This window comes from Streptomyces sp. NPDC026673, from assembly GCF_040638135.1.
Lineage (GTDB): Bacteria > Actinomycetota > Actinomycetes > Streptomycetales > Streptomycetaceae > Actinacidiphila.
This window is the reverse complement of the sequence record NZ_JBEZXR010000026.1, coordinates 1-25,865: the sequence shown is the minus strand read 5'-3', so window position 1 is coordinate 25,865 and position 25,865 is coordinate 1. Positions and strand designations below refer to the sequence as shown.

The following is a 25,865-nucleotide window of genomic DNA, read 5'->3' as shown; positions in this document are numbered from 1 at the left end:
GACACGACCGGACACGGTGCGCATTTCGTACGAACGCGGTGCGTGAACGACGCTGGTCAGACGGGCCTTTCCGACCGCGCGCGTTCGTCGGCCGCGCCGCCGCGCCCGACGAGTCCGTGCCGGATGCCGCCCGCGGCGGCGATCCTCGGCTCCAGACGCCGCATTTCGCGCTGCCCCAGGACGCCGCCGATCAGGCCCGGCAACCAGCCGCGCACCGACTGCGTTCCACGCAGCCACCGCTGGGCGTAGACATGCGGCGAGCGACGCGCGATCCCGTCCGTGATGCGCTCGACGGCCGGTTCCAGCGGATAGGTGCGGTTGGCCGGCCAGGGCAGCCTGGAGCGGGCCTCGCGCATCACGTCGTCCTCGTCGGCGCCGCGCACCATGTCGGTGTCGGTCCAGCTCAGATACCCCACGCCGACCTTGACGCCCTTGAAGCCGACTTCGGCGCGCAGGCAGTGCGCGAAGGACTCGACCCCCGCCTTGCTCGCGCAGTACGCGGTCATGAGCGGCGCCGGGGTGATCGCGGCGAGCGAGGCGATCTGCAGCAGGTAGCCGCGTGAGGCGATCAGGGCCGGCAGGAAGGCGCGGGCGGTGACCACACTGCCCAGCAGATTGACCTGGATGACTCGTTCGAAGTCGGCCGGGTCCACGTCCAGGAACGGACCGCCGGTCGCCACACCGGCGTTGGCGACCACCACGTCGACACGTCCGTAGCGCTCCACGACCTCCCCGGCCACCCGGGCCATGGCCTCCCGGTCGGTGACGTCGGCCGTCCAGTGCCCGGTGTCGGGGCCGATCTCCGCGGCGACGCGCTTGAGTTCGTCCGGCTCCAGCCCGACGATCGCCAAACGGGCTCCCCGTGCCGCGAGTTTGCGGGCGAGCAGCGCGCCCACCCCGCGGGCCGCGCCGGTGACCACCACGACCTGGCCGTTCAGCGACCTGCTCATGCGCTCTCCTCCTTGACCTGGGCCGGGGGCCGCAGATGGTCCTTGACCAGGGTGCGTACGACGCCCGCGACCGCGGCCGGGTCCTCCAGGGGCGTCATGTGGCCGAGGCCCGGGAGCTCGGTGAGCCCGGCGAAGTTCGACAGCCGCGCGGCCAGGCCGTGGGCGTGCACCGGCGGGGTCAGCTTGTCCTCGCCGCCCACCAGCACGGCGGTGGGCGCGCGCAGCGCGGAGACCCCCGCGTCCAGGTTGAGCCCGGCCAGCACCCGGCCCCACGCGGCGCGTTGCCGGCGCCCGCAGGCGTGCACGATGCGCGCGGTCGCGGCCACCAGCTCCCGGCTCGACGCCGCGCCCAGGATCCCGTACTTGAGGGCGGCCCGGGTCACCGCGGACTGCGGGCCCAAAGGCGCCGAACTGACCAGCAGGAAGCGGTGGAAGGCGTCGCGGACCCGCTTGCTGCGCACCCGCGGCGGCAGCAGCAGCGTCTCGGCGAGCAGCCGCCCGCTGCCGGTGCTGGCCAGCAGCACCGCGGCCGTGCGGGACTGGACGGCGGCCCGGTCGCCGGCCGCCATGGCGGTCATGCCGCCCATGGAGTGCCCGACCAGCACCACCTTCTCGTCGCCCTCGACGACGCCGTCCAGAACCGCGCCGAGGTCGTCGGCGAGCGCGTCGGTGCCGTAGCCGCCGCGGCGCGGGGTCTCGCTGGCGCCGTGGCCGCGCTGGTCGTACGCCACGACCCGGTACTCCCCGGCGAGTTGGTGGATGAGCGGGGCCCAGAACAGGGTCCGGCAGGTCCAGCCGTGGATCAGCACCACCGTGGGCGCGGTGCCGGCCTCGGGGCCGTACTCCTCCACGTGGATCCGGGTGCCGTCGGCCGACCGTACGGAGTGCGTACGGCGGGCGGCCGGAAGGTCGAAGACGGTCGCGGTCACGAAGCCACCTCCACGCGCGCCGGCCGCTCCTCGGCGGCACCGGCGGGCACGATCTCGTACTCCTCGAGTTCCACCCGGCGCGTGGCGCGCCGGAATTCCGCGGTCGTACCGGGCCAGACCGTGGTGTTGCGGCCCTGGTCGTCCAGGTACCAGCTGACGCAGCCACCGGTGTTCCACACCGTGCGGACCATGCGGCGCTGCAGTTCCTCGTTCCAGGACCGCACGGCCTCCGGCCGGGCCTCGAGCGCGGCGGCGCCGGTGGTGTCCAGGGCGCGCAGATACTCGGCGACGTAGTTCAGCGAGGACTCGATCATCAGGATCATCGAGCTGTTCCCGAGGCCGGTGTTCGGCCCGATGACGAAGAGCAGGTTGGGGAAGCCGTCGACGGCGCAGCCGCGCAGCGCGGCCATGCCGTCCTTCCAGTGCTCGGCCAGCGAGCGGCCGTCGGCACCGAACACCCGCTCGCCGATGGGCATGTCGGTGACGTGGAAGCCGGTGCCGAAGACGATCGCGTCGACCTCGCGCTCGGTGCCGTCGGCCATGACGATCGTGGAGCCGCGCACCTCCTTCAGCGCCGAGGCGACCACCTCGGTGTTGAGCGTGGCGAGCGCCGGGTAGTAGTCGTTGGACAGCAGGATGCGCTTGCAGCCGATCCGGTAGTCGGGGGTCAGCTTCGCGCGCAGCGCAGGATCCTTGACGGCCTTGCGCATGTGCGAGGCGGCGATCCCCTGCGCTCCGCGCATCATCGCCGGGCGCTTGGTGAACGCGCCGACCTGGAACTCGCGGATCAGCCAGAGGAGCCCGCGCCGCGCCCTGGCGGTCGCCGGCACCTTTCCGTGCAGCCACCGCTCGGCCCTGCTGATCCCGCGGTCCATGCGCGGCATGACCCACGGGGGCGTCCGCTGCACCACCGTCAGGCTCTCCACTTGCGGCTGGATCGCGGGCACGATCTGGATCGCGGACGCGCCGGTGCCGACCATGGCGACGCGCTTGCCCTTGAGGTCGAAGTCGTGGTCCCACTGCGAGGAGTGGAAGACCCGCCCGGCGAAGGAGTCCAGGCCCGGGACGTCCGGCAGCTTGGGGTCGGAGAGCGGCCCGGTGGCCGACACCACGACGTCGGCGGTGAGTTCCCCGCGCGAGGTGGTGATGCGCCAGTGCCGGGCGCCGGCGTCCCAGCGGGCCTCGGTCACCTCGGTGTCGAGGCGCAGGTGCGGGCGGAGGCCGAAGGTGTCGGCGACCCGCTCCAGGTAGGCCCGGATGTGCGGCTGGCCCGAGAAGGTGCGCGGCCACTCGGGGTTGGGCGCGAAGGAGAACGAGTACAGGTGCGAGGGCACGTCGCAGGCGCAGCCCGGATAGCTGTTGTCCCGCCACGTCCCGCCCACGGAGTCCCGGCGCTCCAGGACGACGAAGTCCGTGATCCCCTCACGCCGCAGCCGCACGGCGGCGCCGAGTCCGCCGAACCCCGATCCGATCACCGCAACCCGCACGTGTTCGCTGTGTCCGGCCATACCGCCGCCTCTCGATGCCGCCGCCTCACCGAATCGCGCCAGTGAACACTGGCGCGATGGGGAGCGTAGACCAGAGAGCGTTACCAGCGGTAGAGGCCGGACCGCGCGATGTGACGCGGGCACCGCATAGGCTGATCGGCGTGGCAACGCAAGAGCGCGAATACCGGATGGACGAGCTGGCGGAGGCCGCCGGCGTCCCGGTCCGCACCGTCCGCTTCTACCGGGAGCGCAAGCTGCTCCCCGCGCCGCGCCGCGAGGGCCGGATCGCCTGGTACAACGACCACCACCTGGCCCGGCTGCGGACCATCACGGCCCTGCTGGACCGGGGCCACACCCTCGGCGGCATCGCCGAGCTGATGGACGCCTGGGAGAGCGGCCGCCACGATGTCGGCGAACTGCTCGGCCTGGACCCGGGCCTGCCCACCCGCTGGTCGGAGGAGGAGCCGCTCCGGCTCACCCCCGAAGGACTCGCCGACCACTACGGAGACCAGGCCACCGCGGAGAACCTGGCCACCGCCCTGGACATCGGATACATCGCCGTCGACGGCGACGACGTCGTGCACGTCAGCCGCCGACTGCTGGAGGCGTCCGCCGCGCTGGTCAGGGAGGGCATCCCGCTCGCCGAAGTGCTCGCCGCGGGCCGTGACATGCGGGGCCGCATGGACCTGCTCGCCGAACTCTTCGTGGAGCTGGCCCGCACCTACGTCCTCCCGGACGCGGAGGCCGATCTGCAGTCCGGCGACACCACCCGGCTCGCCGAGGCGATCGCCCGGCTGCGCCCCCTGGTGCAGGCCGTGGTCGAGGCCGAACTCGCCCTGGCGGTGGACCGCAGGCTCCGGGAGGAGCTCAAGGGGTAGCCCGGCCCCCGGGGTTCCCGGCGCCCGGCAAGGGGGAGCACCGGTTCGCCGCCTCAGGTGAATTCCCGCGGTTCCCGGCGTGCCGCCGGCCGTCACGTGCCTAGCGTGGCGACTCGGGACGATGCCGGCGGAGCCGATCGGGGGTGGCCGCGTGACGGCCGAGGACAAGCGCTCGGTGAGCATGAGGATCTTCGGGGACCTGCTCAAGGCGCTGCGCGAGGGGCGGGGACTCACCCTGGACGCGGTGGCGGCGCACACGGGGTACTCGAAGTCGCAGACCGTCAAGATCGAGTGCGGGGAGCGCATCGCGAGCAAGGCGTTCATCGAGAGGGCCGAGCAACTGCTCTGCTCACCCGGCGTGCTGACGGCCGTCGCGCCGCATCTGTCCCGGGAGAAGCTGCCCGTGGGATACGGGGAGTACGCGGACGAGGAGGCCCGCGCGGTCAGCCTGGGAACTTACAACACACACGTCATCCACGGCCTGCTGCAGACCGAGGCCTATATGCGCGCGGTCTTCGCGGCCCGCTGCCCGGCCCTGGAGGAGGACGAGGTCGAGCGCTGGACCGAGTCCCGGCTGGCCCGCCAGGCGCTGTTCACCCGCCGACCGGTGTGCATGCTCTCCTTCGTCCTGGAGGAGTGGCTCCTGCGCCGCCCGACGGGCGGACGGGCCGTGATGAGGGAGCAGTTGTCGCACCTCGTCGAGGTAGGCCGGCGTCGCAATGTCCAGGTCCAGGTGATGCCGGCCCGGTACGGAACGCACGCCGGACTCGACGGCCCCTTCACCTTCCTGGAGAACCCCGAACGCCAGTTGCTCGCCTACGCTGAGGGTCAGGTCGGGGGCCTGCTCACCGATGACCGGAAAAGGGTCAGTCTGCTCCACCAGCGCCATGGCATGATCCGGGCGCAGGCCCTCACGCCGGAGGACTCCGCCAAGTTGATCGAGCAGATTGCGGGTGAACTGTGAGCGCTCTCGTGTGGTTCAAGTCCAGTCACAGCGGCAGCGACGGTGGCGAATGCGTAGAGGTGGCGGTAGGCCCGGCCTCCGTCCACGTACGGGACTCCAAGGACAGGTCCGGCCCCGTGCTGGCCTTCGAGCCGGACGCATGGACCGCGTTCGTGGCCTTCGCCGGCCAATTGTCCTACCCCCAGCGATAGTTACCAACCGGTAATCAGAACGCCAGTTTCCGCTCACCCGCACCAGCGAACGTACGGTGCATGACAACCCTCAAAACCCTCAACTGGAGACGCGGCGCCGTCGTGGCGGCGATCATCGCCGCCGGGGTGTCCGGCATCGCGCTCCCCGCCGACGCGCACGCCGCCGAAGGCACCGGCACCACGGTGGCGGCGGCCACCACGGCCTCCGCCACCGCCGCTCCCGTCGATCACGAGACCTGGCTGCGGGATGTGCGCCTGGTGATCGACCAGGCGCACGCCCATGTCCGGGACCGCACGTCCGCCCCCAAGCCGGGCGAGAAGCTCGCGATCGTGCTGGACATCGACAACACCTCGCTGGAGACGTACTTCGACTGGTGGTTCCCGCCGGCCGTGGCGCCGACGCGTGACCTCGCGCGGTACGCGGACTCCCGCGGCGTGGACGTCTTCTTCGTCACCGCCCGGCCGGACTTCATCCACCCGGCCACCCTCTACAACCTCGAACACGAGGGATACCCCGTCGCGGGACTGTACGGCCGCTCGATCCCGGACCTCTTCGACGAGGTCAGCGCGTACAAGACGGCACAGCGCGCCGCCATCGAGAGGCGCGGCTACACGATCGTCGCGAACATCGGCAACAACACCACGGACCTGGTGGGCGGCCACGCCGAGCGCACCTTCAAGCTGCCGGACTACGACGGCCGGCTGGACTGAGCCGTCCCCCGTCAAGCGGCACGACGCCCGGGGAATGATCGTTCCCCGGGCGTTCACCATGTCCTCACGCAGAGGCTTCATACCCGCTCGACCTGCGGCTTAGCGTCACGAAGTCCTGTTCGTCCGATCCAGACGAGGTTTGAATGTCCCTCCGGCACGCAATCGCAGCCCTGGCCGTCGTGCCCGCGCTCGTGGTTCCCACCGCCGCCCAGGCGGCCACGGCCCACCACGGTCACGGCCACGGCCACTCCCCCAAGGCCTCCTTCGACCTGCAGGCCCACCGCGGTGGCATCGGCATGACCACCGAGGAGTCCCTGGAGGGCTTCGGCAAGGCGCTGCGTCTCGGCGTGACCACCCTGGAGCTGGACACCCACGTCACCAAGGACCAGAAGGTCGTCGTCAACCACGACCGCCAGATCAGCGCCCAGAAGTGCAAGGACACCGGTCCCGTGACGCCCGGTGACCCGATGTACCCCTACGTCGGCAAGTACATCAAGGACCTGACGCTGGCCCAGATCAAGACGATGGACTGCGGCTACCAGCAGCTGCCCGGCTTCCCCGAGCAGGAGCAGATCAAGGGCCACCGCATGGTGGAGCTCAAGGACGTCCTGAACCTGGTCAAGAGCTACAAGGCCAAGAAGGTCAAGCTCAACATCGAGACCAAGGTGGAGGCCGGCGCCCCCGAGCAGACCGCTCCCCGTGAGCTGTTCGTGCGCCGGGTCTTCGAGGAGATCCACCGCTCGGGCATCGAGAAGCAGGTCACCATCCAGTCCTTCGACTGGGGCGCCCTGAACGAGATGCACAAGCTCGCGCCGAAGTACCCGCTGGTGGCGCTCACCAACTACGACTTCCTCCAGGTCGGCAAGCCCGGCGCCTCCCCGTGGCTCGGCGGCATCGACGCCGACGACTACGACGGCGACTTCGTCAAGGCCGCCGCCTCGATACCCGGCGTCAAGGCGCTCTCCCCGGTCTACGGCATGCCGCAGAACGGCACCGTCGCCGACCCGAACTTCAGGTTCTACGTCACCGAGAAGATGGTGGACGACGCCCACGAGCGCGGCCTGAAGGTCATCCCGTGGACCTGTGACGACAACCCGACCATCGAGGCCCTGATGGACATGGGCATCGACGGCATCATCACCGACTACCCGAACCACGTCAGGGAGATCATGGCCGAGCGCGGCATGCGCCTGCCCAAGGCGTACCCCGCCCCGCGTCACTGACGACCGGCACCCCGGGGGTCCACGCCCCCCGGGACCTCGTACGCCCCCGCGGCACGGTGCCGCGGGGGCGTACGTCCCGGCGCGCGGTGCGCGCCGGCGGGCGCCGGCGGGCTCAGCCGGCCGAGGCGGCGGGCGCCTGCGCGGGGCTGAGCAGGTGCTCCTCGGGATGGACGCACTTGTAGAGGCACTGGGTGCGGGACATCGCGAAGACGCCGTAGGTGAGCACCGCGAAACCCGCCAGCGCCGGCAGCAGCCAGAATCCCGTCCGCGGCTGCTCCCCGTAGAGCGTCACCCCGAGGCAGAAGCCGACGATGGCGTCACCGAGCGTCAGGGCGGGCTGGGAGGCGATCAGCGGTCCCCCCTGCATCGCGGTCCCGAGCAGGAACAGCGAGAACCCGCCGGCGGCCGCGAACCCGTAGGTCTGCCAGGACAGCAGCCAGGCGGCGGCACCCTGGTGCTCCAGGACGTCCATCGACGACTTGATCAGCGCGGCCGTGAGGGCGTTGCCGACCGCCGCCGCCCCGCCCAGGCACGCGGCACGGGTCAGGCCGGTGGGCCGCCGGAGCCCGGCGACCACCAGCACGGCACCGAGCCCGCCGACGATCAGCAGCGTCGGCACCCACCAGATCCCCGGCACCTGTGCCCGCCCCCCGCTGGGCGCCATGGAGAAGAGGAAGAGCGCCAGCCCCCCGGCGATGCACGCCACGCTGATCCACGCCGTGCGGGAGAGCTCGACGTGGAAGACCATGCCGCCGATCACCAGGGCCAGCGGCAGCTCCAGGATGAACACGGGCTGGACCGCGGCCAGCGAACCGGAGCCCAGTGCCAGGGCCTGGAAGATCGCGGCGAGGATGACGCCGAGGATGCCGGCGAGCCAGACGGGGGTGCGCAGCAGGTCCTTCATGAGGCCGAGGCGCAGCGACTTCGACGCGGGGACGGTGAGCACCGCGCGCCGCTGCAGGACCGTCCCGAGGGCGTTGCTGCAGGCCGCGAGGATGGCGAAGAGGATGGAGATCATGTCGGCGGCACCACTCCCCGGCTCGTGGCCGCGGTCGTCCGTGTGCGTGTCCGTGTGCGTGTCCGTGCCCGGCAGCGTGTGCCGGACGACGCTTGCCGGGCCGTCGCATCGCCCCGCATCGGTTTATCCGGTTTTACGCGTGAATGGAAAGTCTAACGTCGAACGACTGCCGGGGCCCGCGCGCTGCCGTGATCACAGCGCGGCACGGTCGCCGGTGTCCACCGCCTCCGTGGCGTGCGCCGCCCTGAGGGCGTCGGAGCGCACCTCGTCGGCGGTCAGCACGTAACCGGTCGTGGAGTCGGTGGTGGAGCGGGCGAAGACGACCCCGTAGACGCGCCCCGAGGTGTCCAGCAGCGGGCCGCCGGAGTTGCCCGGGCGCACCACGGACCGCACCTGGTAGATGTCCCGGGTGACGGTGCCGTCGCCGTAGATGTCCTGGCCGGTGGCGCGGATGCGCCCGGCCACCGTCGCCGCCCGCAGGTCGAGGCCGCCGTCCTGCGGGTAGCCCGCCACGACCGCGCCGTCGCCGCGCACCGCGTCGTCGGTGAAGCTCAGCGCGGGCGCGCGCAGCCCGGGGACGGCCAGGACGGCGATGTCCTTGCCTGGATCGAAGAGCACCACCGTGGCCCGGTAGGCCCGCCCGACGCCGCCGACCTGCACCGCGGGGGCGTCGACCCCGGCCACCACGTGGGCGTTGGTCATCACGTGCTCGTCGGAGTAGACGAAGCCGGTGCCCTCCTGGCCCTGCCGCCGGCCGTCCACGAGGGCGACGCCCTCGATCTTGACGGTGCTGCGCGCGGCCGCGACGGAGGCGGCCGAGGTGACGTTGTCCCCGGAGGGCGCGGGTACGCCGTTGACGGGCTCGGACTCGAAGGGGTTGAAGACCTGCGGGAAGCCGGCCTCGGCCAGCGCGCTGGTCGCGCTGCTGAACCAGGTGGGCGCCTGCCGGGGCATGGTGTCCTGGACCGCGCCAAGCACGGCGGATCCGCGGATCGACTGGGCCAGGACGCTCGACGAGGAGGTCACGAGCACGCTCGCCGCCACCCAGGAGACCAGCAGTACGGCCACCGCGTTCGCCACCGCGCCGCCGACCCCGTCGAGCCAGCGCAGCGGCCCCCAGTCCAGGCCGGTCCGCGCCTTCCAGGCGACCCCGGAGGCGATGGCGTGGCCGCCCGCCGCAGGCACCAGGACGGTGAGCAGTGCGACCAGCGTCGCCCGCGGCGTACCCGGTTCGACGTACTGCAGCACGTACGGCAGCAGCCAGACGCCGACCACCGCGCCGCCCAGGAAGCCCGCGAGCGAGATGCAGCCCGCGACCAGACCGCGCCGGAAGCCGGAGACGGCGTAGGCGACGGTCAGGACCAGCAGCAGGAGGTCGAGCAGGTTCAACCGAGGGGCCTTTCGACGAAACCCTGTGGACCAGTAAAAACGCACATTAACTGACCATAGGTTCCCTTTTGCGGCGCACCGCACGCGGAGTCCGTCACATCCGCCCCCGACTCCCCGCATCTCCGTGGAATCGCATGGGAAAGGCCCGGCGCGGCTTCCGTGTACCACCACGGATGCCGGCACCGGGCCGTTCATCGCACCGCACCCCGTCCCCACGGGTCGGCGCGTGCGGGACCTTCCCACCGCTCAGGGGTGGCCCCGCAGTCTCGGTTCTCCTAGATGTGGACGACCGGAGCGGCTCCGGCATTCCCGTCCGGGGCGGGAATTCCTCGCCGTACAGCAGAAAGTCGTTCGTCGTTCACGAGGAGGGCGGGGAGAGGCCGCGCCGCCGGAGACCCAGCTCGATACGACACCGTTTCGTACACGGCGAGACTAGAGGCCGCCTTATCGAAACGCAAGTGTTTCGATCGCACGCGGGCAACGGGCTGCCTAGAGTGGGTGCCGGGGACCGAGGAGGTGCGGGCCGTGGCCGAGCAGCACAGGGGCGATCGCCCGGAGCGGGCGATCCTGGAACGGATCAGTGCGATGGTCTCCGACGAGAGGACACTGCGCGAACTCCTCAGCGAGGGGCGCATGGACAGCGAGACCGAACAGGCGCGGCTCGACTCCCTGGAGCGGGAGCTCGACCAGTGCTGGGACCTGCTCCGGCAGCGCCGCGCCAAGACCGATGCGGGCGGGGATCCGGGCGAGGCGAAGGTGCGCTCCTCCGAGACGGTGGAGGGCTACGAGTCATGACGACCGCCACGCAGGTGACCGACTCGGCGGGCACACGCCGCTACGAGGCGCGCGTCGACGGCCGGCTGGCGGGGTACGCCACGTACATCCGCACCCCCGAGATGATCGCCTTCCTGCACACCCAGGTGGACCCGGAGTTCGAAGGCCGGGGCGTGGGCTCCGCGCTCGCCCGGCACGCGCTGGACGAGGCGCGGGAGCGCGGGCAGAGCGTGCTGGCGGCCTGCCCGTTCATCGCGGGCTGGATCGCCCACCACCCGGACTACCGGGATCTGGAGTACAAGCCGCGCAGCGTGGTCAGCGACTGATGCCGAGCGCCGGCAGCACCACCGCGTCGATGTAGCGGTGCATGAAGGCGGGGTCGACCTCCACGTCCTCCAGCAGCCTGCGGGTGATCACGGCGCCGAGCATCATGTGCGGCATGAAGTCGGCCGCGGGCACGTCCGCGTCGATCTCGCCGCGTTCGGCGGCCCGTCCCAGCAGCTGCCGCACCCCGGTGAGCTCGGGCTCGATCAGGTGCTGGCGCATCGCCTCGGCGAGGTCGGGGTTGGTGGCGGAAGCGTGGGCCAGGCCCCGGATCAGCGGGGTGTCCACGTCCGAGCCGTCGCCGATGCGGTCGGCCAGCTCGTGCAGGTCGCCGGGGAGCGAACCGGTGTCGACCTTCTCGACGTGGACGGGCTTGCTGCACTTGAGCGCGGTCACGACCAGCTCCGGCTTGCTCTTCCACTGCCGGTAGAGGGTGGCCTTGCTGGACCGGGTGCGGGCGGCGATCGCGTCCATCGTCAGCGCGTCGTACCCGACCTCGCGCAACAGGTCGATCACCGCGTGGTACAGCTCCTGCTCCCGCTCGGGCGTCAGCCGTGTGCGGCGCGCCGGTGCGCTCGCGTCCGTGGTCATGTTCCGTGCTCCGTCTCTCGTCCCCTGCGAAACGGTTTCGTATCCCATCGACAATATGGCACCGCCCACCGAAACCGAAACGTTTCGATGGGCGGTGCACCGGACGGGTGCCGGACCGGGTGCCCGACGCCGACGCCGGCCCGGCGCCGTACGGTGTCAGGCCAGCGTGGCCGTCAGCGTGATCTCCGTGCCCGCCAGCGCCTTGCTCACCGGGCAGTTCGCCTTGGCGTCCTCGGCCGCCTTGACGAACTCCGCCTCGTCCATCCCGGGCACCTCGCCCTGGACGGTGAGGTGGATGCCGGTGATGCCGGTGCCCGGCTTGAAGGTGACGTCGGCCTGGGTGCGCAGCCGGGTCGGCGGGGTCCCGGCCTTGCCGAGTCCGGCCGACAGGGCCATCGAGAAGCAGCTGGAGTGCGCGGCGGCGATGAGCTCCTCGGGGCTGGTCTTCCCGCCCGGCTCCTGCGAGCGGGCGACCCAGGTCACCGGGTACTCGCCGATCCCGGAGGAGTCGAGGGTCACGACCCCGCTGCCCTCCGTCAGGCTGCCGTCCCAGACAGTGTGCGCGACCCGCGTGGTGGAGTGGGGCGTGGTGGACATGGTGGATCCTCCCAAGTACGGCGTACGGCTGCGGCGGGTCCAAGTCTTCACCACCGCGCGCCGCTTCGCGAAGCGATCTCCCGTCCCGACGGCCTCGTGTTGCCCCCTGTCAAACGGGCCGTCACCCACAAGAGTGGCTGTACGCAGGGATTTCACCGACCCGCCCCCCGTGGCCACGCCGCCGCCCTACGTTCGGCACCTGGGACACACGGACGTCAAGGAGTGAGCCGGGTGGTCGAATCCGTGCGGGTACCGATCCTCGCTTCGTGGGAACGCTGTCAGACCGCCGGCCTCGACCCCGAGCGGTTCGAGGTCCCGTACACCGACGACATCGACCCGGCCGGGGCCCTGATCCGGGCCGCCGGGCCGGTCCTCGACCGGCTCGCCGGCACGCTCTCCGGCTCCCGGACCGCCGTCCTGCTCACCGACGAACGGGGGCTGGTGCTCGACCGCCGGGCCGCCGAGCCGCCGCTGCTGCCCGCCCTCGACCGGATCCGGCTCGCGCCCGGCTTCAGCTACCACGAACTCGACGCCGGGACCAACGGCATCGGCACCGCCCTCGCCGCCCGGCAGCCCGTCCGCGTCGCCGGCGAGGAACACTTCTCCACCGCCCTGCGCGGCTTCACCTGCTACGGCGTGCCCGTGCGCCACCCCCTCAGCGGACGGGTGGAGGGGGTCCTGGACCTCACCAGCCTGTGCGGCGACGCGCACCCCCTGATGGCGGAACTCGCCCGCGGCTGCGCCCTCGCCATCGAGCAGCGCCTCCTCGAGGAGTGCGGCGAGCGGGAACGCGCCCTGCTGCACAGCTACTTGGCGGCCGAGCACCGGATGCCCGCCCCGCCCTCCCTGCGACTGGACGACGCGGGACGCATCCAGTCCGTCGGCCCCCCGTCCGGGCTCACCGACCGGGAGGAGTCGGCGCTGGCCGAGACCGCCGCCGGACTGATCGCCGCCGGACGCCACGAGGCGCTCGAACTCCCCCTCTCCCGCGGCCGTACGGCCCATCTGCTGTGCCGTCCGCTGGCGGGCGGCGCCGTCGTGGAGGTCAGCGTCCCCGAGGGCGGTGCGCCGTCCGGCGTCGCCCCGGGCGAACCCGCGCGCCGTCCGCTGCTGGTCGGCGAGCCCGGGGTCGGCCGCCTCGCCGTCGCGGCGCGCCGCCGCCTGGAGCTGCTCAGCGACGCCGCCCTGCGGATCGGCACCACGCTCGACGTCGTCCGCACCGCCCGCGAGATCGTCGAGGCCGCCGTGCCCCGCTTCGCCGACCACGCGACCGTCGACCTGTTCGACCCCGTGCTGCACGGCGCGGCCCCGCGCGACGCCGGAACACACCTGCGCCGGGTGGCGGCGAGCGACGCCGATCCCTTCGCCGCACCCGGACCGGAGCACTGCGCGGGATTCCCGGCCCGGGACGGCGTCCCGCCTCCCGCGCACGGACCGCACGCCCGGGGCGAACCGATTCGCCTCGTCCCGGACAGCCCCCAGGCCAGAGCCTTGGGCAGCGCCACGGCGGTCCGGGACACCGCCCCGGGCCCCGACGGCGAGCCCCGCGCCGTCATCGCCGTGCCCCTGCGCGCCCGCGACACCCTGCTGGGCGTCGCCACCTTCCAGCGTGCGGCGCGGACCGACCCGTTCGCCGACGACGACCTCACCCTCGCCCGCGATCTCGCCGCCCGTGCCGCCGTCTGCATCGACAACGCCCGGCTCTTCACCCGCGAGCACCACCTCGCCCTGGAACTGCAGCGCAGCCTGCTCCCGCGGGGCGTGCCCGACCAGCATGCCGTGGACGTCGCCCACCGCTATCTCCCCGCCGCCCAGGGCCGGGTCGGCGGCGACTGGTTCGACGTCATCCCCCTCTCCGGGGCACGCGTCGCACTCGTCGTCGGCGACGTCGTGGGGCACGGGATCCACGCGGCCGCCGCCATGGGCCGGCTGCGCACGGCCGTGCACAACTTCTCCGCCCTCGACCTGCCCCCCGACGAGCTGCTCGGCCGGCTGGACGACCTCGTCGTCCGGCTCGACGACGAGAGCGGCTCCGGCCCCGGCATGGCCGGCGCGACCTGCCTCTACGCGGTCTACGACCCGGTCGCGCGCCGCTGCCAGCTCGCGCGCGCCGGCCATCCGCCGCCCGCGCTGCTCGGCCCCGACGGCACGGTGCGCTTCCCCGAACTGCCCGCCGGCCCGCCACTGGGCCTCGGCGGACTCCCCTTCGAGACGGCCGAGTTCCCGGTGCCCGAGGGCAGCGGCCTCGTCCTGTACACCGACGGCCTCATCGAGGGCCGGCATCTCGACCCGGACACCGGGATGCGCCGGCTCGGCCGGGCCCTGGCCGCCGTCCCGCCCGGGCGCCCGGCGGAAGAGGTGTGCGCGGCCGTCGAGTCCGCGTTGCGACCCGGGCCCTCGGCCGACGACGTCGTCCTGCTCGTCGCCCGTACCCGGGCCCTCGACGACGGGCAGGTGGCCTGCTGGGACGTGCCCGGCGACCCGGCGGCCGTCGCCGCGCTCCGCTCCGCGATCACCCGCCGGCTGAACGCCTGGGGCCTGGACGAACTCACCTTCACCACCGAGCTGATCGCCAGTGAACTGATCACCAACGCCATCCGCCACGGCGCCGGCCCCGTACAGGCGCGCCTGCTGCGCGACCGGGCGCTGGTCTTCGAGGTCGCCGACGCCAGCGGCACTTCGCCACGGCTGCGCCGGGCGGCCACCACCGACGAGGGCGGCCGCGGCATCTTCCTGGTCGCCCAGCTCTGCCGGCGCTGGGGCACCCGCTACACCGACCAGGGCAAGGTCATCTGGACGGAGCAGCAACTGCCCGCGTGACGGACCGCGCGCCGGCGGACACGCCCCCCGAGCGGGCCGTTCCAGCTGTGCGCGGACGCGGCGTTGCCTACGGTGGAACCATGACCACGGCGCCAGACAGCAGCACGAACGCAAGCACGGACACCTACGACGTCATCGTCATCGGCGCGGGCCCCACCGGGGAGAACCTCGCCGACCGCACCCGGCAGGCCGGGCTGACCACCGTCGTGGTCGAGGCGGAGCTGGTCGGCGGCGAATGCTCGTACTGGGCCTGCATCCCCAGCAAGGCCCTGCTGCGCCCGCAGGCGGCCCTGGACGCCGCGCTGGCGGTCGCGGGCTCGCGGGAGGCCGCCGGCGGGCGGCTGGACGCGGCCGCGGTGCTGGCCCGGCGCGACTGGTGGACCGGGAACTGGAAGGACGACGGGCAGGTCGCCTGGTTGGAGTCGGCCGGGATCGACCTCGTCCGCGGACGCGGCCGGCTCGACGGCCCGCGCCGGGTCGTCGTCGAGACCGCGGACGGCGGCGAACGCGTCCTGGTCGCCCGGCACGCCGTGGCCGTCTGCACCGGCACCCGCGCGATGCTGCCCGATCTTCCCGGGATCGCCGACGACCACGTCTGGACCAGCCGCGACGCCACCAGCGCCCCCGAGGTGCCGGGCAGGCTCGTGGTCGTCGGCGGCGGCGTCGTCGCCGTCGAGATGGCCACCGCCTGGCGGTCGCTCGGCTCCGAGGTGACCGTGCTGGTCCGCGGCTCGGGGCTGCTGCCGCGCTGGGAGCCGTTCGCGGGCGAACTCGTCGCGGACGGGATGCGGGCCGCCGGCATGGACCTCCGCACCGGCGTGTCGGTCACGGCGCTGCGGCGCGCCTCGGAGTCCGGGCCGATCACCCTGTCGCTGTCCGACGGATCGGAACTCGTCACCGACGAGATCCTGTTCGCGACCGGCCGCACCCCGCACACCGACGACCTGGGCCTGGAGACGGTCGGCCTGACCCCCGGCTCCTGGCTGGACGTCGACGACACCTGCCTGGTCAAGGACGTCGAGGGCGGCTGGCTGTACTGCGCCGGCGACACCAACCACCGTGCGCTCCTCACCCACCAGGGCAAGTACCAGGGGCGGATCGCCGGCGCCGCGATCGCCGCCCGCGCCAAGGGCGAACCCCTGGACACCTCCCCCTGGGGCCCGCACGCGGCCACCGCCGACAACGTCGCCGTCCCCCAGGTCGTCTTCACCGAGCCGGAGGCGGCCGCCGTCGGGATCACCGCCGAGCAGGCCGAGCGGGAGGGGCGCCGCGTCAAGGTCGTCGACTACGAGATCGGCAGCGTCTCCGGCGCCGGTCTCTACGCGGACGGCTACAAGGGGCACGCCCGCGCCGTCGTCGACCTGGACCGGGGTCACCTGGTCGGAGTCACCTTCGTCGGCCCGGCGGTCGGCGAACTGCTGCACGCCGCCACCATCGCCGTCGCCGGTGAGGTGCCGGTGGAACGGCTCTGGCACGCCGTACCGGCCTTCCCCACCATGAGCGAGGTGTGGCTCCGGCTGCTGGAGACGTACCGGGACGCGCCGGACGGCTCGGGGTGACGGACGCGGCGGCCCCGGGCGCCTGCCGATAGGATCGCGCCCTGCTCGTCGAGTCCAGGTCGAGGGGACAGCTGAGGTGGGGATTTTCCGGCGCGGGCCGAAGCGTGATCAGCGGGACGCACCCCGCGACCCCGAGTACGCCTTCTTCTCGGTGGACGAGGGGGCGCGTTTCCGCGGCATCGTCCGCGAGACGTTCGCCGAACTCGGGCTGGAGGTCACGGTCTTCGCCGACATGGTGACCGACGACTCCGGCCGCCGCTTCGGGCTGGGCAACCTCGCGGCGCTCTGCCACAACGACCGCCGCGGCCCGCGCGTGTGGCCGCAACTGGCGCGGGAGCACGTCGGCGCGGTGCTGCGGACCCTCGACGGGCCATCGCCACTGGAGACGATGCCCGCCGAGGAGATCCGCGAACGGCTCTACCCGCGCCTGGTCCCGCCCGACGCGATCGACCCGGAGACCTTCCGCTACGCCCGGGTCGCCGCGCCCGGGCTGCTGGAGGTGCTCGCCCTGGACCTCCCGGAGAGCGTGATGACGCTCGCCGACCATGCCCTGGCGCCGCTCGGCGACGCCCGCGAGCTGCGCGGCCGCGCCCTGCTCAACCTGCGCGACCTGCCGGTGGAGCGGCACGAGGTGGTCCGGCACGCCGATGTGCGCTTCGACGTCCTGGTCGGCGACTCCTTCTTCACCGCGGCCCGGGTGCTGGTCCTGGACGAGCTCGTGGAACGCGTCACCGGGCAGCCGCTGACCGCCGACGGTGCGCTGGTCGCCATGCCGTTCCGGCACCAGCTGGCCTTCCACGCCATCCGCGACAGCGCCGTCATCCCGGCGCTCAACGGCATGGCGGGCTTCGCCGCGGCGGGCCACGAGGACGCGGTGGGGCCCGTCAGCCCGTACGTCTACTGGTGGCGGGACGGGGTGCTGACGCAGCTCAGCCGGAAGGACGGCGACGGGCTGCTGATCACCGTCGGCGAGGACTTCCAGGACGTACTCGAACGCCTCGTGCCCGACCAGGCGGGCGAGGAGAGGTGAGCGGCGCGGACCAGGGCGGAACGACCGTCAGACCGCTGATGGGCGTGGGCTCCGCGGGACCCGCCCCGGAGTACGCCGAGCTGTTCCCCGAGCACACACCCGGCGCCGGCGGCGACCCCGGCGAGTCGTCGCCGCGGGAGCCGCGTCCCGCGGATGAACCCCGCGGAGCGCGCCGGGCGGCCGCCCGCCCCCGGAATCGTCGGCGTACCGTCCTCGCGACGGCCGCGGTGGTCGCCGGCGTCGGCGTGGCGGCCCTGCTCGGACGGCTCGTCACCGGTCCGGGCGAGGCCGACCGCGCGCTGCCCGCCCCGAACGCCTCGCAGCCGCGACTCGCGCTGCCCAGCCTGCTCGACTCCGACGGCACGGCGAAAGCCTCGCGCGGCGCCGGGACCCCGTCGGCGCGGGCGGGCGCGGGCGGCGCCGCCCCGTCCGCCTCCGGTTCCGCACCCGGCACGGGGACACGGGCCCCCGCCACGAGCACCGCGACCGCCGCCGCCCCGGGCGGGACCGCCGGTACCGCGACCGCCGGTTCGGACGCGGTACTCAAGCCCGGCTCGCGCGGCCCCGAGGTCGTGGCGCTGCAGCAGCGGCTCGACCAGGTGCAGCTGTACGACGGCCCCGCCGACGGCAAGTACGACGGCGGCGTCAAGGACGCCGTCCAGCGCTACCAGCAGGACCACGGCGTGACGGGCGACAGCCCGGGGTTCTACGGCCCCGCCACGCGCCGTTCGCTGGAGTCGGCCACCACGGCGCCCTGAGGGCGCAGCGGGTTCGCCAGCGGCAGGTACCGCGCGGCGGCGCCGTCCGCGCCCGTCCAGCGCAGCAGCAGATTGGTCTTCGCCGGGATGTGCGGGGCCGCGATCAGCTCGCGCAGCGGCGCCGGGTCGCCGTGCCCGGCGGCCCAGTCGGCGAGGAAGGCCCGGGCCCGCTCCCACAGCGCGGGGCCGAGCGCCGGGTGGCGTTCGGCGACCGCGCCCGCGATCTCCAGCAGGTTGTTGGTGACCAGGCAGTAGACCAGGCGCTCCCAGCCGTGGGCCGCGTCAACGCCGGGGCCCGGGGCGTCCGGGCGCGCGTGCCGGCGGAGCAGCTCGCCGTGCCGCTCCTCGACCAGCTTGACGCCCTCGTGGTCGCGGAAGAGCGCCTGGCCGGGCACCCCGTCGGCGTCCACGGCCACGAGCACGTTCTGCAGGTGGCACTCCAGTACCGCCCCGTGCCGGAAGTACGCGTGCAGGACGGGCGGCACGACCTGCCGCAGATACGCCTCCCACCAGGCCAGCGCGCCGTCCTCGGTCAGCCCCGGCGCGGTGAGCGGGCTGCCCTCCCAGCCCTCGGCGACGGCCGCCGCGAGCAGCGGGGTCAGGCCCGGGCGCACATGCTCCCCGAGACCGTCGCGGACGAGCACGGCCAGTGCCTCGTACGCGTCCGGGCCTCCCAGGTCGGCGGTCCGGTAGCCCCGGTCGGAGAGGATGTCCGCCTCGGGGACGGCGCGCAGCACCTCGTCCACCGGCCCGAGCCAGCGCAGGTCGTGCCGCCACAGCCGGCGGATGTCGTTGGTGATCCGCACGTCGAGGCTGAACTTCAGGAACAGGTCGGCGTCCGGCAGGTACACCGTACGCACGGACGCCGTCGGTACGGCCGGGACGGCCGTGCGCCCCAGCCGCAGCAGGCGTCCGTCGTGGAACGCGGGCAGGTCGCCCAGCAGGGCGAGCTGCCAGGGGTGCGCGGGCAGCACCCGGTAGCCGTCGGGCACATCCGGGTACAGCCGGTCCAGGACCGAGGTGTCGCCCTCCCCCGCCAGCAGGTCCTCGCGGACCGCGAGCAGGGTGAGCGGGAAGCTCGTGTGGGCCTCGGGCGCGTAGGGCAGCCAGCTCTCCGGCGGGCCGCCGCCACGGTACTTCGGGGCCGGATGGTGGCGGTGACCGGCCACCAGGGCCTGCTCGGACCGGAGATACGGGTCGCCGGGCGGCGGCGCGTGCTCGCGGGCCTCCAGCAGCGCGGCGAGCACGTCGCGGCTGTCGGCGATCTCGGCGGGCAGCGCGGTGCCGGCGACGCCCGTGCGGGCGGTGAGCTCCGCGGCGGCGACATCGACAAGCGCCTCCAACTGCAGCGGCCGCCAGTCGTCCCCGGTGCGCAGCTCCGGCGCGGCGGGATGACGCCCGGCCCGCACCCGCAGCAGCGCGCCGGTCGCGGGCAGCCGGTGGACCGGCCGGCCCTCGTCCACGCCCGCGGCCTCGGCGACCTCGCGCAGCAGGCAGTTCAGCAGGGCCGTCGCGGAGAGCGCCTCGGCACGGTCCCAGGCGTCACCCACGGTGGCCCGTTCCTGCTGGTCGGTGCGGTGCGCGCTGCACGGTCGGCGGCCTCCTGCGTAGGGTAGGGACCCATCATGTACCCCCACTCGGCGACTGCGACGCGGCGCCCCCTGGAGACGGCGTTCGCCACCGAACTGGCCGCCCTGCGGCCCGGTCTGCGCGACGCGTACGCGGCCGCGCTGCCCGGCGCCCGTGCCGCCGTCCTCGGCCGCCTGTGGCGCGCCCTGCTGCTGGAACCGCTGCCGGGGATCGCCTCGCGCGGCCCGGACCGGGTGCTGTTCCACGACGGGCGGGTGCTCACCGGGCCCCGGCGGCTGCCGCACGACCTGGGCGCGCCCAAGGACGAGCCGGCACTGCACCTGGACGGCCGCCGCCACGACCACCCGGCCGCCCTGGTGGAGGCCCTCGGGCTGCCCGGATCCGGCCTCCTGCGCGAGGAACTGGACCACAGCGTCGCCTCGCTGGCCCTGTCGCGGGCGGGCGCGCGGGGCGCGGAAGGGCCCGGCGGCGAACCGCTGCCGCTGTCGTACTTCGAGCAGGGCGTCGTCGACGGGCACCCCTACCACCCGTGCTGCCGCAGCCGTCCAGGCTTCTCCGTGGCGGAGCAACTCGCCTACGGCCCCGAGCACCGGACCGTCGTCGCCCTCGACCTCGTCGCCGTCCCGGCCGCCCGGTGCCTGGTCACGGGCGCGTGGCCGGACCGGCTCCGCGACGGCGACCGGCTCCTGCTGCCCGTCCACCCCTGGCAGACCCGGCACATCCTGCCCGCCCTGGGGCTGCGGCCGTACGACGGCGCCGTCCTCCCGGCGCGGCCGCTGATGTCGGTGCGCACGCTCGCCCCCCTGGACGGCGGGCCCCATCTGAAGACGGCGCTGAGCATGCGGATGACCTCGGCCGTCCGCGACATCTCCGCGCGATCGGTCACCGACAGCGCTCCGCTGTCCTCGCTTCTCGACGAGCTGACGCGGCGGCTCGGCGGCGGCACGTTCCGCGTCGTCCGCAACCTCGCCGCGGCCGCCGCCGTCGTCGGCGGCGAGCCGAGCCCCGACCTCGCGGCGCTGCTCCGGGAGTCCCCGTCCGCCTTCGCCGACCCGGCCGCCGGGGAGACCGTGCTGCCCGTCGCCGCGCTCACCGCGCGCCCCGCCGACGGGGGGCCGCCGCTGCTCCACTCGCTGCTCGCGGCCGCCGGGCCGGGCGCCCCGCGGGACGGCACCGCCTGGCTCACCGCCTTCGCCCGCCTCGCGCTCCCGGCCGTGCTGCGACTGCTGTCCTGGGGCGTCGCGCTGGAGGCGCACGGGCAGAACCTCCTGGTCGTCCTCGACCGGCACGCCCGGCCGCTGCGGCTGGTCTACCGCGACCTCGCCGACGTCCGCATCAGCCCGGCCCGGCTGGCCCGGAACGGTTTCGCCACGCCCCCGCTCGGGCGCGGCCTCAGCGACGACCCCGCCGTCCTGCACGCCAAGCTCTACGGCTCCCTGGTCGCCACCACCTTCGGCAGCCTCGTCTCCGCCCTCGGCGAGGGGCACCGCCCCACCGAGGAACGGCTGTGGGCGGCGGTACGGACCGAGACCGCCGGCGCCTTCGACGCCCTCCCGGCCACGGAGGACACCCGTACGGACCGGGCTGCCCTGCTGGCCGCCCCCGAACTCCCCGTCAAGGCACTGACCCTGATGCGGCTGGAGACGCCGGCGAGCGGCGGCGACCAGTGGGCCGGCCTGCCCAACCCCCTGCTGTGACGGCCCCTCCGGGACGCGCCGCATCGTGCGCGGCCCGGCACGGCCGCCCGTAAGGCCCCGTCCCGTACCCCGCCGGACCGGTCCGGCGGGGTACGGGACGAGGGGTGCGGGACCGGGGTGGGTGCGGGCCTCACCCCGGCCGGTCCCGGGCACGACCCGGGTGACAGCGGTGCGAGGCGGTCAGACCGCCCCTTCCGCCAGGGGCCATTCGCGGTGCAGCGCGCCGAGCGGGATGCGCTGCTCGAAGGCCGGGGTACCAAAAACGCTCAGCCGCAACTGGAGCGCCCCGGTGAGGTCCACGCCGCCGTACAGCCTCCAGGCGAGGCCCGCCGAGCCGGTACCGCCCCGGGACGCCGCGGCGGCGGTGGCCTCGCCGCGCAGGTAGGGCCCGAGGTCGGCGGTGACGCCCACCGCCCCGTAGAGGCCCACGCTCGCCTCGGCCCCGACGGCGGCCTTGACCCGGCCGTCGGCGGTCAGCGAGGCCCGGACCGGACTGCTCGTCATGTCGGCGGCGGTGACCGGTCGCCAGCCCGCGGCCCGGGTGTAGTCGCCGCCGAGCCGGAAGCCGCCCTCGAGGTCCTGCCGGACGTCGACGCTGACCGTGCCGTCCGCCTCGACCTGCAGATAGCAGGTCAGGTCGAGGTTGACGACCACCGGCACCGGGCCGACCTGGAGGACGGGATCCGCGTGCAGCCTGGCGAACGGCACGCGCAGCGGCTTGCCGCCGCCCGGGGCCACGGCCGCGCGGCCGCGCACCGCCCATCCGGAGGTCCACTTCCCCGACAGCCCGAGGAACGCGGCGTCGGGCGAGAGCGCCGACCCGCCGTCGTAGGAGAACTCGACCTCGGGCGCCACCTGGACGAACCCGGACACCTTCATGCCGGCGGCCGGCACCCCGGCCGCCGCGCCGACGTCGATGCGCAGACTGCCCAGCGGAAGCCGGGCGGCCCGCGGGCCGGTGGTGAGGCCGCCCGCCGTCGCCCAGGAGACGTCGACGTCCGCCACCAGCGGCTCGACGTCCACGGCGGCAGGGTCGACCGGCACGGTGCCCGCGGCCCTGTCGTCGCCGAGCAGGGCGCTCATCGTGGCGGGCGCGGTCTCGACCCGGGTCTTCGTGCCATCGTCGTCCAGGACGCGGGTGACCCGCGCCAGCAGTCCGTCGGGAGCGCCCGGCGCGGGCCCGCTGGCGATGACGTCGCCGGTCTCCGGCGCCTTCGGCGCGGATATGACGGCGCGCCGCGTGGCGCGGTCGTACGAGGTGACCTTGAGCGCCGCCCGCTCGGCACGGCCGCTGCCGCCTGCCCGCGCGACGGCGGTGGGGAGGTTCGTGGGCGCCGCCCTGACGGCGAGGCCGCGTGACGGCGCGGCATCGGTGGCGGTAGCGGCGGGCGCGGCGGCGGAAGGCGGTGCCGGGTGTGGGGGTGCGGCGGCCGGGGAGCCGGTGGTGGCCGAACACCCGGCGAGGAGGAGGGAGACGGCCGCGACGGTGGCTAACCGGGCATGCCTGAGGGCGGGTTCGCGCATGGAGAGTCCTCGGAGCGTGTGGTGGGGGGGTGCGCACGGCAGAGAGGGCGACCCGCGAATTACCAGCGGGTAACAACCGCCCCGAGCATCCCACGCCTCCCGTGCGCCCCGCGGCGGATCCCCCCCCCCCCCGCGCCCGGCCATGACCTCGGTCACACGCCCCGGGCACGCCCCCGGCGGCGGCCGCCGATGGTCGTGTTCCGCCCGGCCGGAGCCATGAGAACAGGTCCCGGCAGCCGGACGGCACAGCGCGAGGACAACCCGGCAGGGCGTCCGTCAGCGCCCGAGCCACAGCCACCAGGACCTGGGTATCGGCATCAATGTCGGTACCGCCCTCTACGGTGACGCCCATGCCCCACACGCCCGCCACCGCCTCCGGCACCGCGTCCGGCACCCCGCAGTCCTACACGACGTTGTGGTCCAACGACCTGTGCCGCTTCCTGGCCCGTAACGGCTACGCGGGACGCCGCCTCACCGTCCTCTTCGGCGGCCCGCACCAGTCGCTGCCCAGCTTCCGGCTCGCCGGCGTCCGGCCCGGCGACCGCGTCTTCCCGGTCCGCGTCCACCAGACGCGGCTCTACGTGCTGGGCCGTCTGGAGGTGGCCCGGATCATCCCGTACGAGGAGTCCGCCGAAGAGCTGGCGAAGCTGCCCGACTGGTCGCCGCTCGAGGGCGGCTGCGTGTCCGAGGTGGTCCTCGGCCGCCCCGGCAGCGCGCTCGACTTCGGCACCACCGTCCCCGGGGAACTCCTGGAAAGGCTCACCTTCCGTTCGCGGCGCGCCGAACGCCGGCTGCGCCACGTCGAGGACGGCCGACTGATGCGGTCGGTCGGCCTCCAGGGCGTCTACCGGCTCGCCCCCGACTCGGCCGCCGAACTCGACCGCCTCGTCGACGAGGCCGCCGCCTCCACGGCCGCCGACGCCGGGACCGGAGCCGTCGCGCCCGTCAGTCGCGGATGACGCCCGCCGCCCGCGCCGCCGCCAGCCACTGCGGGAACTCCTCCATCAGCGCGCCGTAGAGCTCGGCGTCCGACGCCGCCGCGGGTTCCTCCCCGGCGGCGTGGAAACCGGCGTTGTCCACCAGCCGCTTGGCGGGCACCGGGAGTTCGTCGAGTTTGCGGAGGAAGTCGAAGTCCTTGCCCTCCGGGTCCCCGAAGCCCACGAACTGCCAGAAGATCGGCAGCCCGGCCGCGGAGCACAGCAGCCGTTCCGCGGCCGTGCGCGAGGAGGGGCCGCCGTCCGTCTGGAAGACGACGAACGCGGGCTGCGTCGCGCCGGACGCCCGGTAGTGGTCGATCACCGCCTGCATCGCCAGGTGGTAATTGGTGCGGCCCATGTGCCCGTAGCTCTCGTGGAGCGCGTTGACGCGCCCCTCGTAGCCGTCGAGCCCGATCTCGGCGACGCCGTCCACCTCGGTGGAGAAGAAGACCACCGGCACGACCCCGTCGTCGTCGAGGTTCGCCGCGAGCCCGAGGGCCTGCTCGGCGAGGTGCTGCACGGTGCCGTCGCGGTAGTGCCGCCGCATGCTCCCGGACCGGTCCAGCACCAGGTACACCGCGGCCCGCTCCCCGGCGATCCCGGCCTTCTCCAGCGACACCCGGGCGCCCTTGTACAGGCTCACCAGCCCGGGCGCCGTCGCCCGCACCTTCTCCAGATCCACGGCCATTCCGCCCCGCCCCCTCACGCTCGTGCTTCCCGCCCTGATCGTGCCACCCGCGCTCTGCGGGGTCACCCCGTCAGCGGCCGAGGGACGGTCAGGTGACGCTCCACAAAAGCCGATAGAAGGCGGTCCGCTCCGGGTCGGGGGCGATGCCGTACGCCTCCAGCAGCGCGCCCTCCCAGCCGGGGCCGTAGTTCCACTCGGTGCTCCAGGTGGCGACGGCCAGGTCGGCCCAGCGGTCGGCGACCCCGAGGGCGCCCATGTCGACGTGCCCGGACCAGCTTCCGTCCTCGCCCAGCAGCGTGTTGGGCGCGCAGGGATCGCCGTGGCACACGACGAGACGCCCCACCGGCGGGGCCGGCGGCAGGTCCGCGGGCACCTGCCTGCCCGCCCGCCGGGCGCGTTCCAGCCGGGTGCCGACGGACCAGTCGTACGGGCAGCCGTCCACGGGCAGCCGGTCGTGCAACGCGCGCAGCCCCGCGCCCAGCGCGCGCACCGCCGTACCGGGATCGGCCGTCCAGCGCGGGCTGACGGCGCTCTCCCCGGGCAGCCCCCGGGTCACCAGCCAGGTGCCTTCGTCGTCCGCCCCGAGTTCCACGACGGGCGGCACGGGCGTGAAGCGGCCCGCCCACTCCAGACGCTCCGCCTCGGCCCCCGGATCCAGCCCGGAGCCCGCCGGCGCCCACTTGGCGAACAGCCGGTCCTCCCCCGTGCCCAGCCGGAAGGTCACCCCGCCCGCCTCGTTCCGCCACACGGGCACCGGCGTGCGCTCCCCCGCCAGCACGCCGATCCGCGCGGGCACCTCCACCTCGCCGTCCGGCGGTCCCGAAATCCTCACCGCTGCATGCTGCCCGCGGACACCGCCGGAAGCCACGGGTTTTCCCCGGACGGCCGTCCGCGGTCACCGGCTCCCGCACGAGGAGCGGCGGTTCCCCGGTCGGTGTCCTGTGCGCGCTCCCTCGACCGCGGGTGACGCGGCGTGCATCTCGGGGACACACGTCGCGGAGACGCTGCACAGCAGGGAAACGCGGTAGCGCCGGGGCCTGGCGGAGGATCCTCCGTCCGGCCCCGGCGCCTGGTGTCCCGCCCGGTCGCCGGGTCACCCGCGCCGTTGCGGGTCCCGGCGGCGGTTGCGGGGGGTCAGCCGCGCAGCGGTGCCAGGGCGCTGCTCCACTCGATGACCTCGTCGATGAGGGTGGACA

At 74.0% G+C, this 25,865-nt stretch carries 24 protein-coding genes; 13 read left to right on the top strand and 11 right to left on the bottom strand.

Annotated features, from left to right (window positions below):
* Nucleotides 1–56: 56 nt before the first annotated feature.
* Genes AB0F62_RS19405 through AB0F62_RS19395 form a run of 3 tightly spaced genes read right to left on the bottom strand, consistent with a single transcriptional unit; the run spans nt 57 to nt 3,387 of the window.
* Nucleotides 57–950 carry an SDR family oxidoreductase gene (locus AB0F62_RS19405; RefSeq protein ID WP_361800039.1) on the bottom strand — a complete coding sequence of 298 codons (894 nt, stop codon included), beginning with the start codon at nt 948–950 and terminating at the stop codon, nt 57–59.
* The gene (locus AB0F62_RS19400) at nt 947–1,879 is read right to left on the bottom strand and encodes an alpha/beta hydrolase (protein ID WP_361800036.1); all 933 of its coding nucleotides are present in this window, start codon (nt 1,877–1,879) and stop codon (nt 947–949) included. Before AB0F62_RS19400 ends, AB0F62_RS19405 begins: the two co-directional genes overlap by 4 nt.
* Nucleotides 1,876–3,387 carry an NAD(P)/FAD-dependent oxidoreductase gene (locus AB0F62_RS19395; protein ID WP_361800033.1) on the bottom strand — a complete coding sequence of 504 codons (1,512 nt, stop codon included), beginning with the start codon at nt 3,385–3,387 and terminating at the stop codon, nt 1,876–1,878. The genes AB0F62_RS19400 and AB0F62_RS19395 overlap by 4 nt, the downstream gene beginning before the upstream one ends.
* A gap of 167 nt (nt 3,388–3,554) precedes the next feature.
* Here AB0F62_RS19395 and AB0F62_RS19390 point away from each other — a divergent pair, with 167 nt between their 5' ends.
* The 5 genes from AB0F62_RS19390 to AB0F62_RS19370 all read left to right on the top strand — a co-directional run bounded on the left by AB0F62_RS19390 (nt 3,555) and on the right by AB0F62_RS19370 (nt 7,333).
* Entirely contained in the window at nt 3,555–4,244 is a 690-nt protein-coding gene (locus AB0F62_RS19390) for a MerR family transcriptional regulator (protein WP_361800218.1), read from the top strand.
* 151 nt (nt 4,245–4,395) lie between these two features.
* Nucleotides 4,396–5,208, top strand: coding sequence for a helix-turn-helix transcriptional regulator (locus AB0F62_RS19385; RefSeq protein ID WP_361800030.1), 813 nt, complete (start codon nt 4,396–4,398; stop codon nt 5,206–5,208).
* A complete protein-coding gene (locus AB0F62_RS19380) occupies nt 5,205–5,399 on the top strand; it encodes a DUF397 domain-containing protein (protein WP_361800027.1) in 195 nt (64 codons plus the stop codon). Before AB0F62_RS19385 ends, AB0F62_RS19380 begins: the two co-directional genes overlap by 4 nt.
* Before the next feature lie 60 nt (nt 5,400–5,459).
* Nucleotides 5,460–6,110: an HAD family acid phosphatase gene (locus tag AB0F62_RS19375; RefSeq protein WP_361800024.1), complete on the top strand. Its 651-nt coding sequence runs from the start codon at nt 5,460–5,462 to the stop codon at nt 6,108–6,110.
* A gap of 143 nt (nt 6,111–6,253) precedes the next feature.
* Nucleotides 6,254–7,333, top strand: coding sequence for a glycerophosphodiester phosphodiesterase family protein (locus tag AB0F62_RS19370; RefSeq protein ID WP_361800021.1), 1,080 nt, complete (start codon nt 6,254–6,256; stop codon nt 7,331–7,333).
* Nucleotides 7,334–7,445: 112 nt separating this feature from the next.
* Here AB0F62_RS19370 and AB0F62_RS19365 read toward each other — a convergent pair whose 3' ends face one another.
* Both AB0F62_RS19365 and AB0F62_RS19360 read right to left on the bottom strand, forming a co-directional pair.
* Entirely contained in the window at nt 7,446–8,351 is a 906-nt protein-coding gene (locus AB0F62_RS19365; RefSeq protein WP_361800018.1) for a DMT family transporter, read from the bottom strand.
* Nucleotides 8,352–8,543: 192 nt separating this feature from the next.
* Nucleotides 8,544–9,740: a MarP family serine protease gene (locus AB0F62_RS19360; RefSeq protein ID WP_361800015.1), complete on the bottom strand. Its 1,197-nt coding sequence runs from the start codon at nt 9,738–9,740 to the stop codon at nt 8,544–8,546.
* 525 nt (nt 9,741–10,265) lie between these two features.
* On the opposite strand from AB0F62_RS19360, the gene AB0F62_RS19355 reads away from it, so the two are divergent.
* Entirely contained in the window at nt 10,266–10,535 is a 270-nt protein-coding gene (locus AB0F62_RS19355) for a DUF2630 family protein (protein ID WP_361800012.1), read from the top strand.
* Nucleotides 10,532–10,840 (top strand): GNAT family N-acetyltransferase, encoded by a 309-nt coding sequence (locus tag AB0F62_RS19350; RefSeq protein ID WP_361800009.1) that lies wholly within the window; start codon nt 10,532–10,534, stop codon nt 10,838–10,840. Before AB0F62_RS19355 ends, AB0F62_RS19350 begins: the two co-directional genes overlap by 4 nt.
* On the opposite strand, the gene AB0F62_RS19345 is transcribed toward AB0F62_RS19350, so the two are convergent.
* Complete coding sequence (locus AB0F62_RS19345) at nt 10,830–11,429, bottom strand: TetR/AcrR family transcriptional regulator (RefSeq protein ID WP_361800006.1); 600 nt, start codon at nt 11,427–11,429, stop codon at nt 10,830–10,832. The genes AB0F62_RS19350 and AB0F62_RS19345 overlap by 11 nt on opposite strands.
* A 156-nt stretch (nt 11,430–11,585) precedes the next feature.
* The gene (locus tag AB0F62_RS19340; RefSeq protein WP_361800003.1) at nt 11,586–12,026 is read right to left on the bottom strand and encodes an OsmC family protein; all 441 of its coding nucleotides are present in this window, start codon (nt 12,024–12,026) and stop codon (nt 11,586–11,588) included.
* Nucleotides 12,027–12,257: 231 nt separating this feature from the next.
* Here AB0F62_RS19340 and AB0F62_RS19335 point away from each other — a divergent pair, with 231 nt between their 5' ends.
* The 4 genes from AB0F62_RS19335 to AB0F62_RS19320 all read left to right on the top strand — a co-directional run bounded on the left by AB0F62_RS19335 (nt 12,258) and on the right by AB0F62_RS19320 (nt 18,193).
* On the top strand, nt 12,258–14,846 hold the full coding sequence (locus AB0F62_RS19335; RefSeq protein WP_361800000.1) for a SpoIIE family protein phosphatase: 2,589 nt from the start codon (nt 12,258–12,260) through the stop codon (nt 14,844–14,846).
* Between the two features lie 80 nt (nt 14,847–14,926).
* Nucleotides 14,927–16,405 (top strand): NAD(P)/FAD-dependent oxidoreductase, encoded by a 1,479-nt coding sequence (locus tag AB0F62_RS19330; protein WP_361799997.1) that lies wholly within the window; start codon nt 14,927–14,929, stop codon nt 16,403–16,405.
* A 76-nt stretch (nt 16,406–16,481) separates the two neighbouring features.
* Nucleotides 16,482–17,435 carry a hypothetical protein gene (locus AB0F62_RS19325; RefSeq protein ID WP_361799994.1) on the top strand — a complete coding sequence of 318 codons (954 nt, stop codon included), beginning with the start codon at nt 16,482–16,484 and terminating at the stop codon, nt 17,433–17,435.
* Nucleotides 17,432–18,193: a peptidoglycan-binding domain-containing protein gene (locus AB0F62_RS19320; protein ID WP_361799991.1), complete on the top strand. Its 762-nt coding sequence runs from the start codon at nt 17,432–17,434 to the stop codon at nt 18,191–18,193. The genes AB0F62_RS19325 and AB0F62_RS19320 overlap by 4 nt, the downstream gene beginning before the upstream one ends.
* Here AB0F62_RS19320 and AB0F62_RS19315 read toward each other — a convergent pair.
* Nucleotides 18,142–19,743, bottom strand: coding sequence for an IucA/IucC family protein (locus AB0F62_RS19315; protein WP_361799988.1), 1,602 nt, complete (start codon nt 19,741–19,743; stop codon nt 18,142–18,144). The two genes, AB0F62_RS19320 and AB0F62_RS19315, sit on opposite strands and share 52 nt — an antisense overlap.
* Before the next feature lie 75 nt (nt 19,744–19,818).
* On the opposite strand from AB0F62_RS19315, the gene AB0F62_RS19310 reads away from it, so the two are divergent.
* Complete coding sequence (locus AB0F62_RS19310; RefSeq protein ID WP_361799985.1) at nt 19,819–21,480, top strand: IucA/IucC family protein; 1,662 nt, start codon at nt 19,819–19,821, stop codon at nt 21,478–21,480.
* A 180-nt stretch (nt 21,481–21,660) separates the two neighbouring features.
* Here AB0F62_RS19310 and AB0F62_RS19305 read toward each other — a convergent pair whose 3' ends face one another.
* Nucleotides 21,661–23,004: a hypothetical protein gene (locus tag AB0F62_RS19305; RefSeq protein WP_361799982.1), complete on the bottom strand. Its 1,344-nt coding sequence runs from the start codon at nt 23,002–23,004 to the stop codon at nt 21,661–21,663.
* Nucleotides 23,005–23,354: 350 nt separating this feature from the next.
* On the opposite strand from AB0F62_RS19305, the gene AB0F62_RS19300 reads away from it, so the two are divergent.
* Entirely contained in the window at nt 23,355–23,963 is a 609-nt protein-coding gene (locus AB0F62_RS19300; RefSeq protein WP_361799979.1) for a hypothetical protein, read from the top strand.
* Here AB0F62_RS19300 and AB0F62_RS19295 read toward each other — a convergent pair.
* Both AB0F62_RS19295 and AB0F62_RS19290 read right to left on the bottom strand, forming a co-directional pair.
* A complete protein-coding gene (locus AB0F62_RS19295; RefSeq protein ID WP_361799976.1) occupies nt 23,950–24,669 on the bottom strand; it encodes a VWA domain-containing protein in 720 nt (239 codons plus the stop codon). The two genes, AB0F62_RS19300 and AB0F62_RS19295, sit on opposite strands and share 14 nt — an antisense overlap.
* A gap of 88 nt (nt 24,670–24,757) precedes the next feature.
* Entirely contained in the window at nt 24,758–25,501 is a 744-nt protein-coding gene (locus AB0F62_RS19290; protein ID WP_361799973.1) for an aminoglycoside 3'-phosphotransferase, read from the bottom strand.
* Between the last annotated feature and the right edge of the window lie 364 nt (nt 25,502–25,865).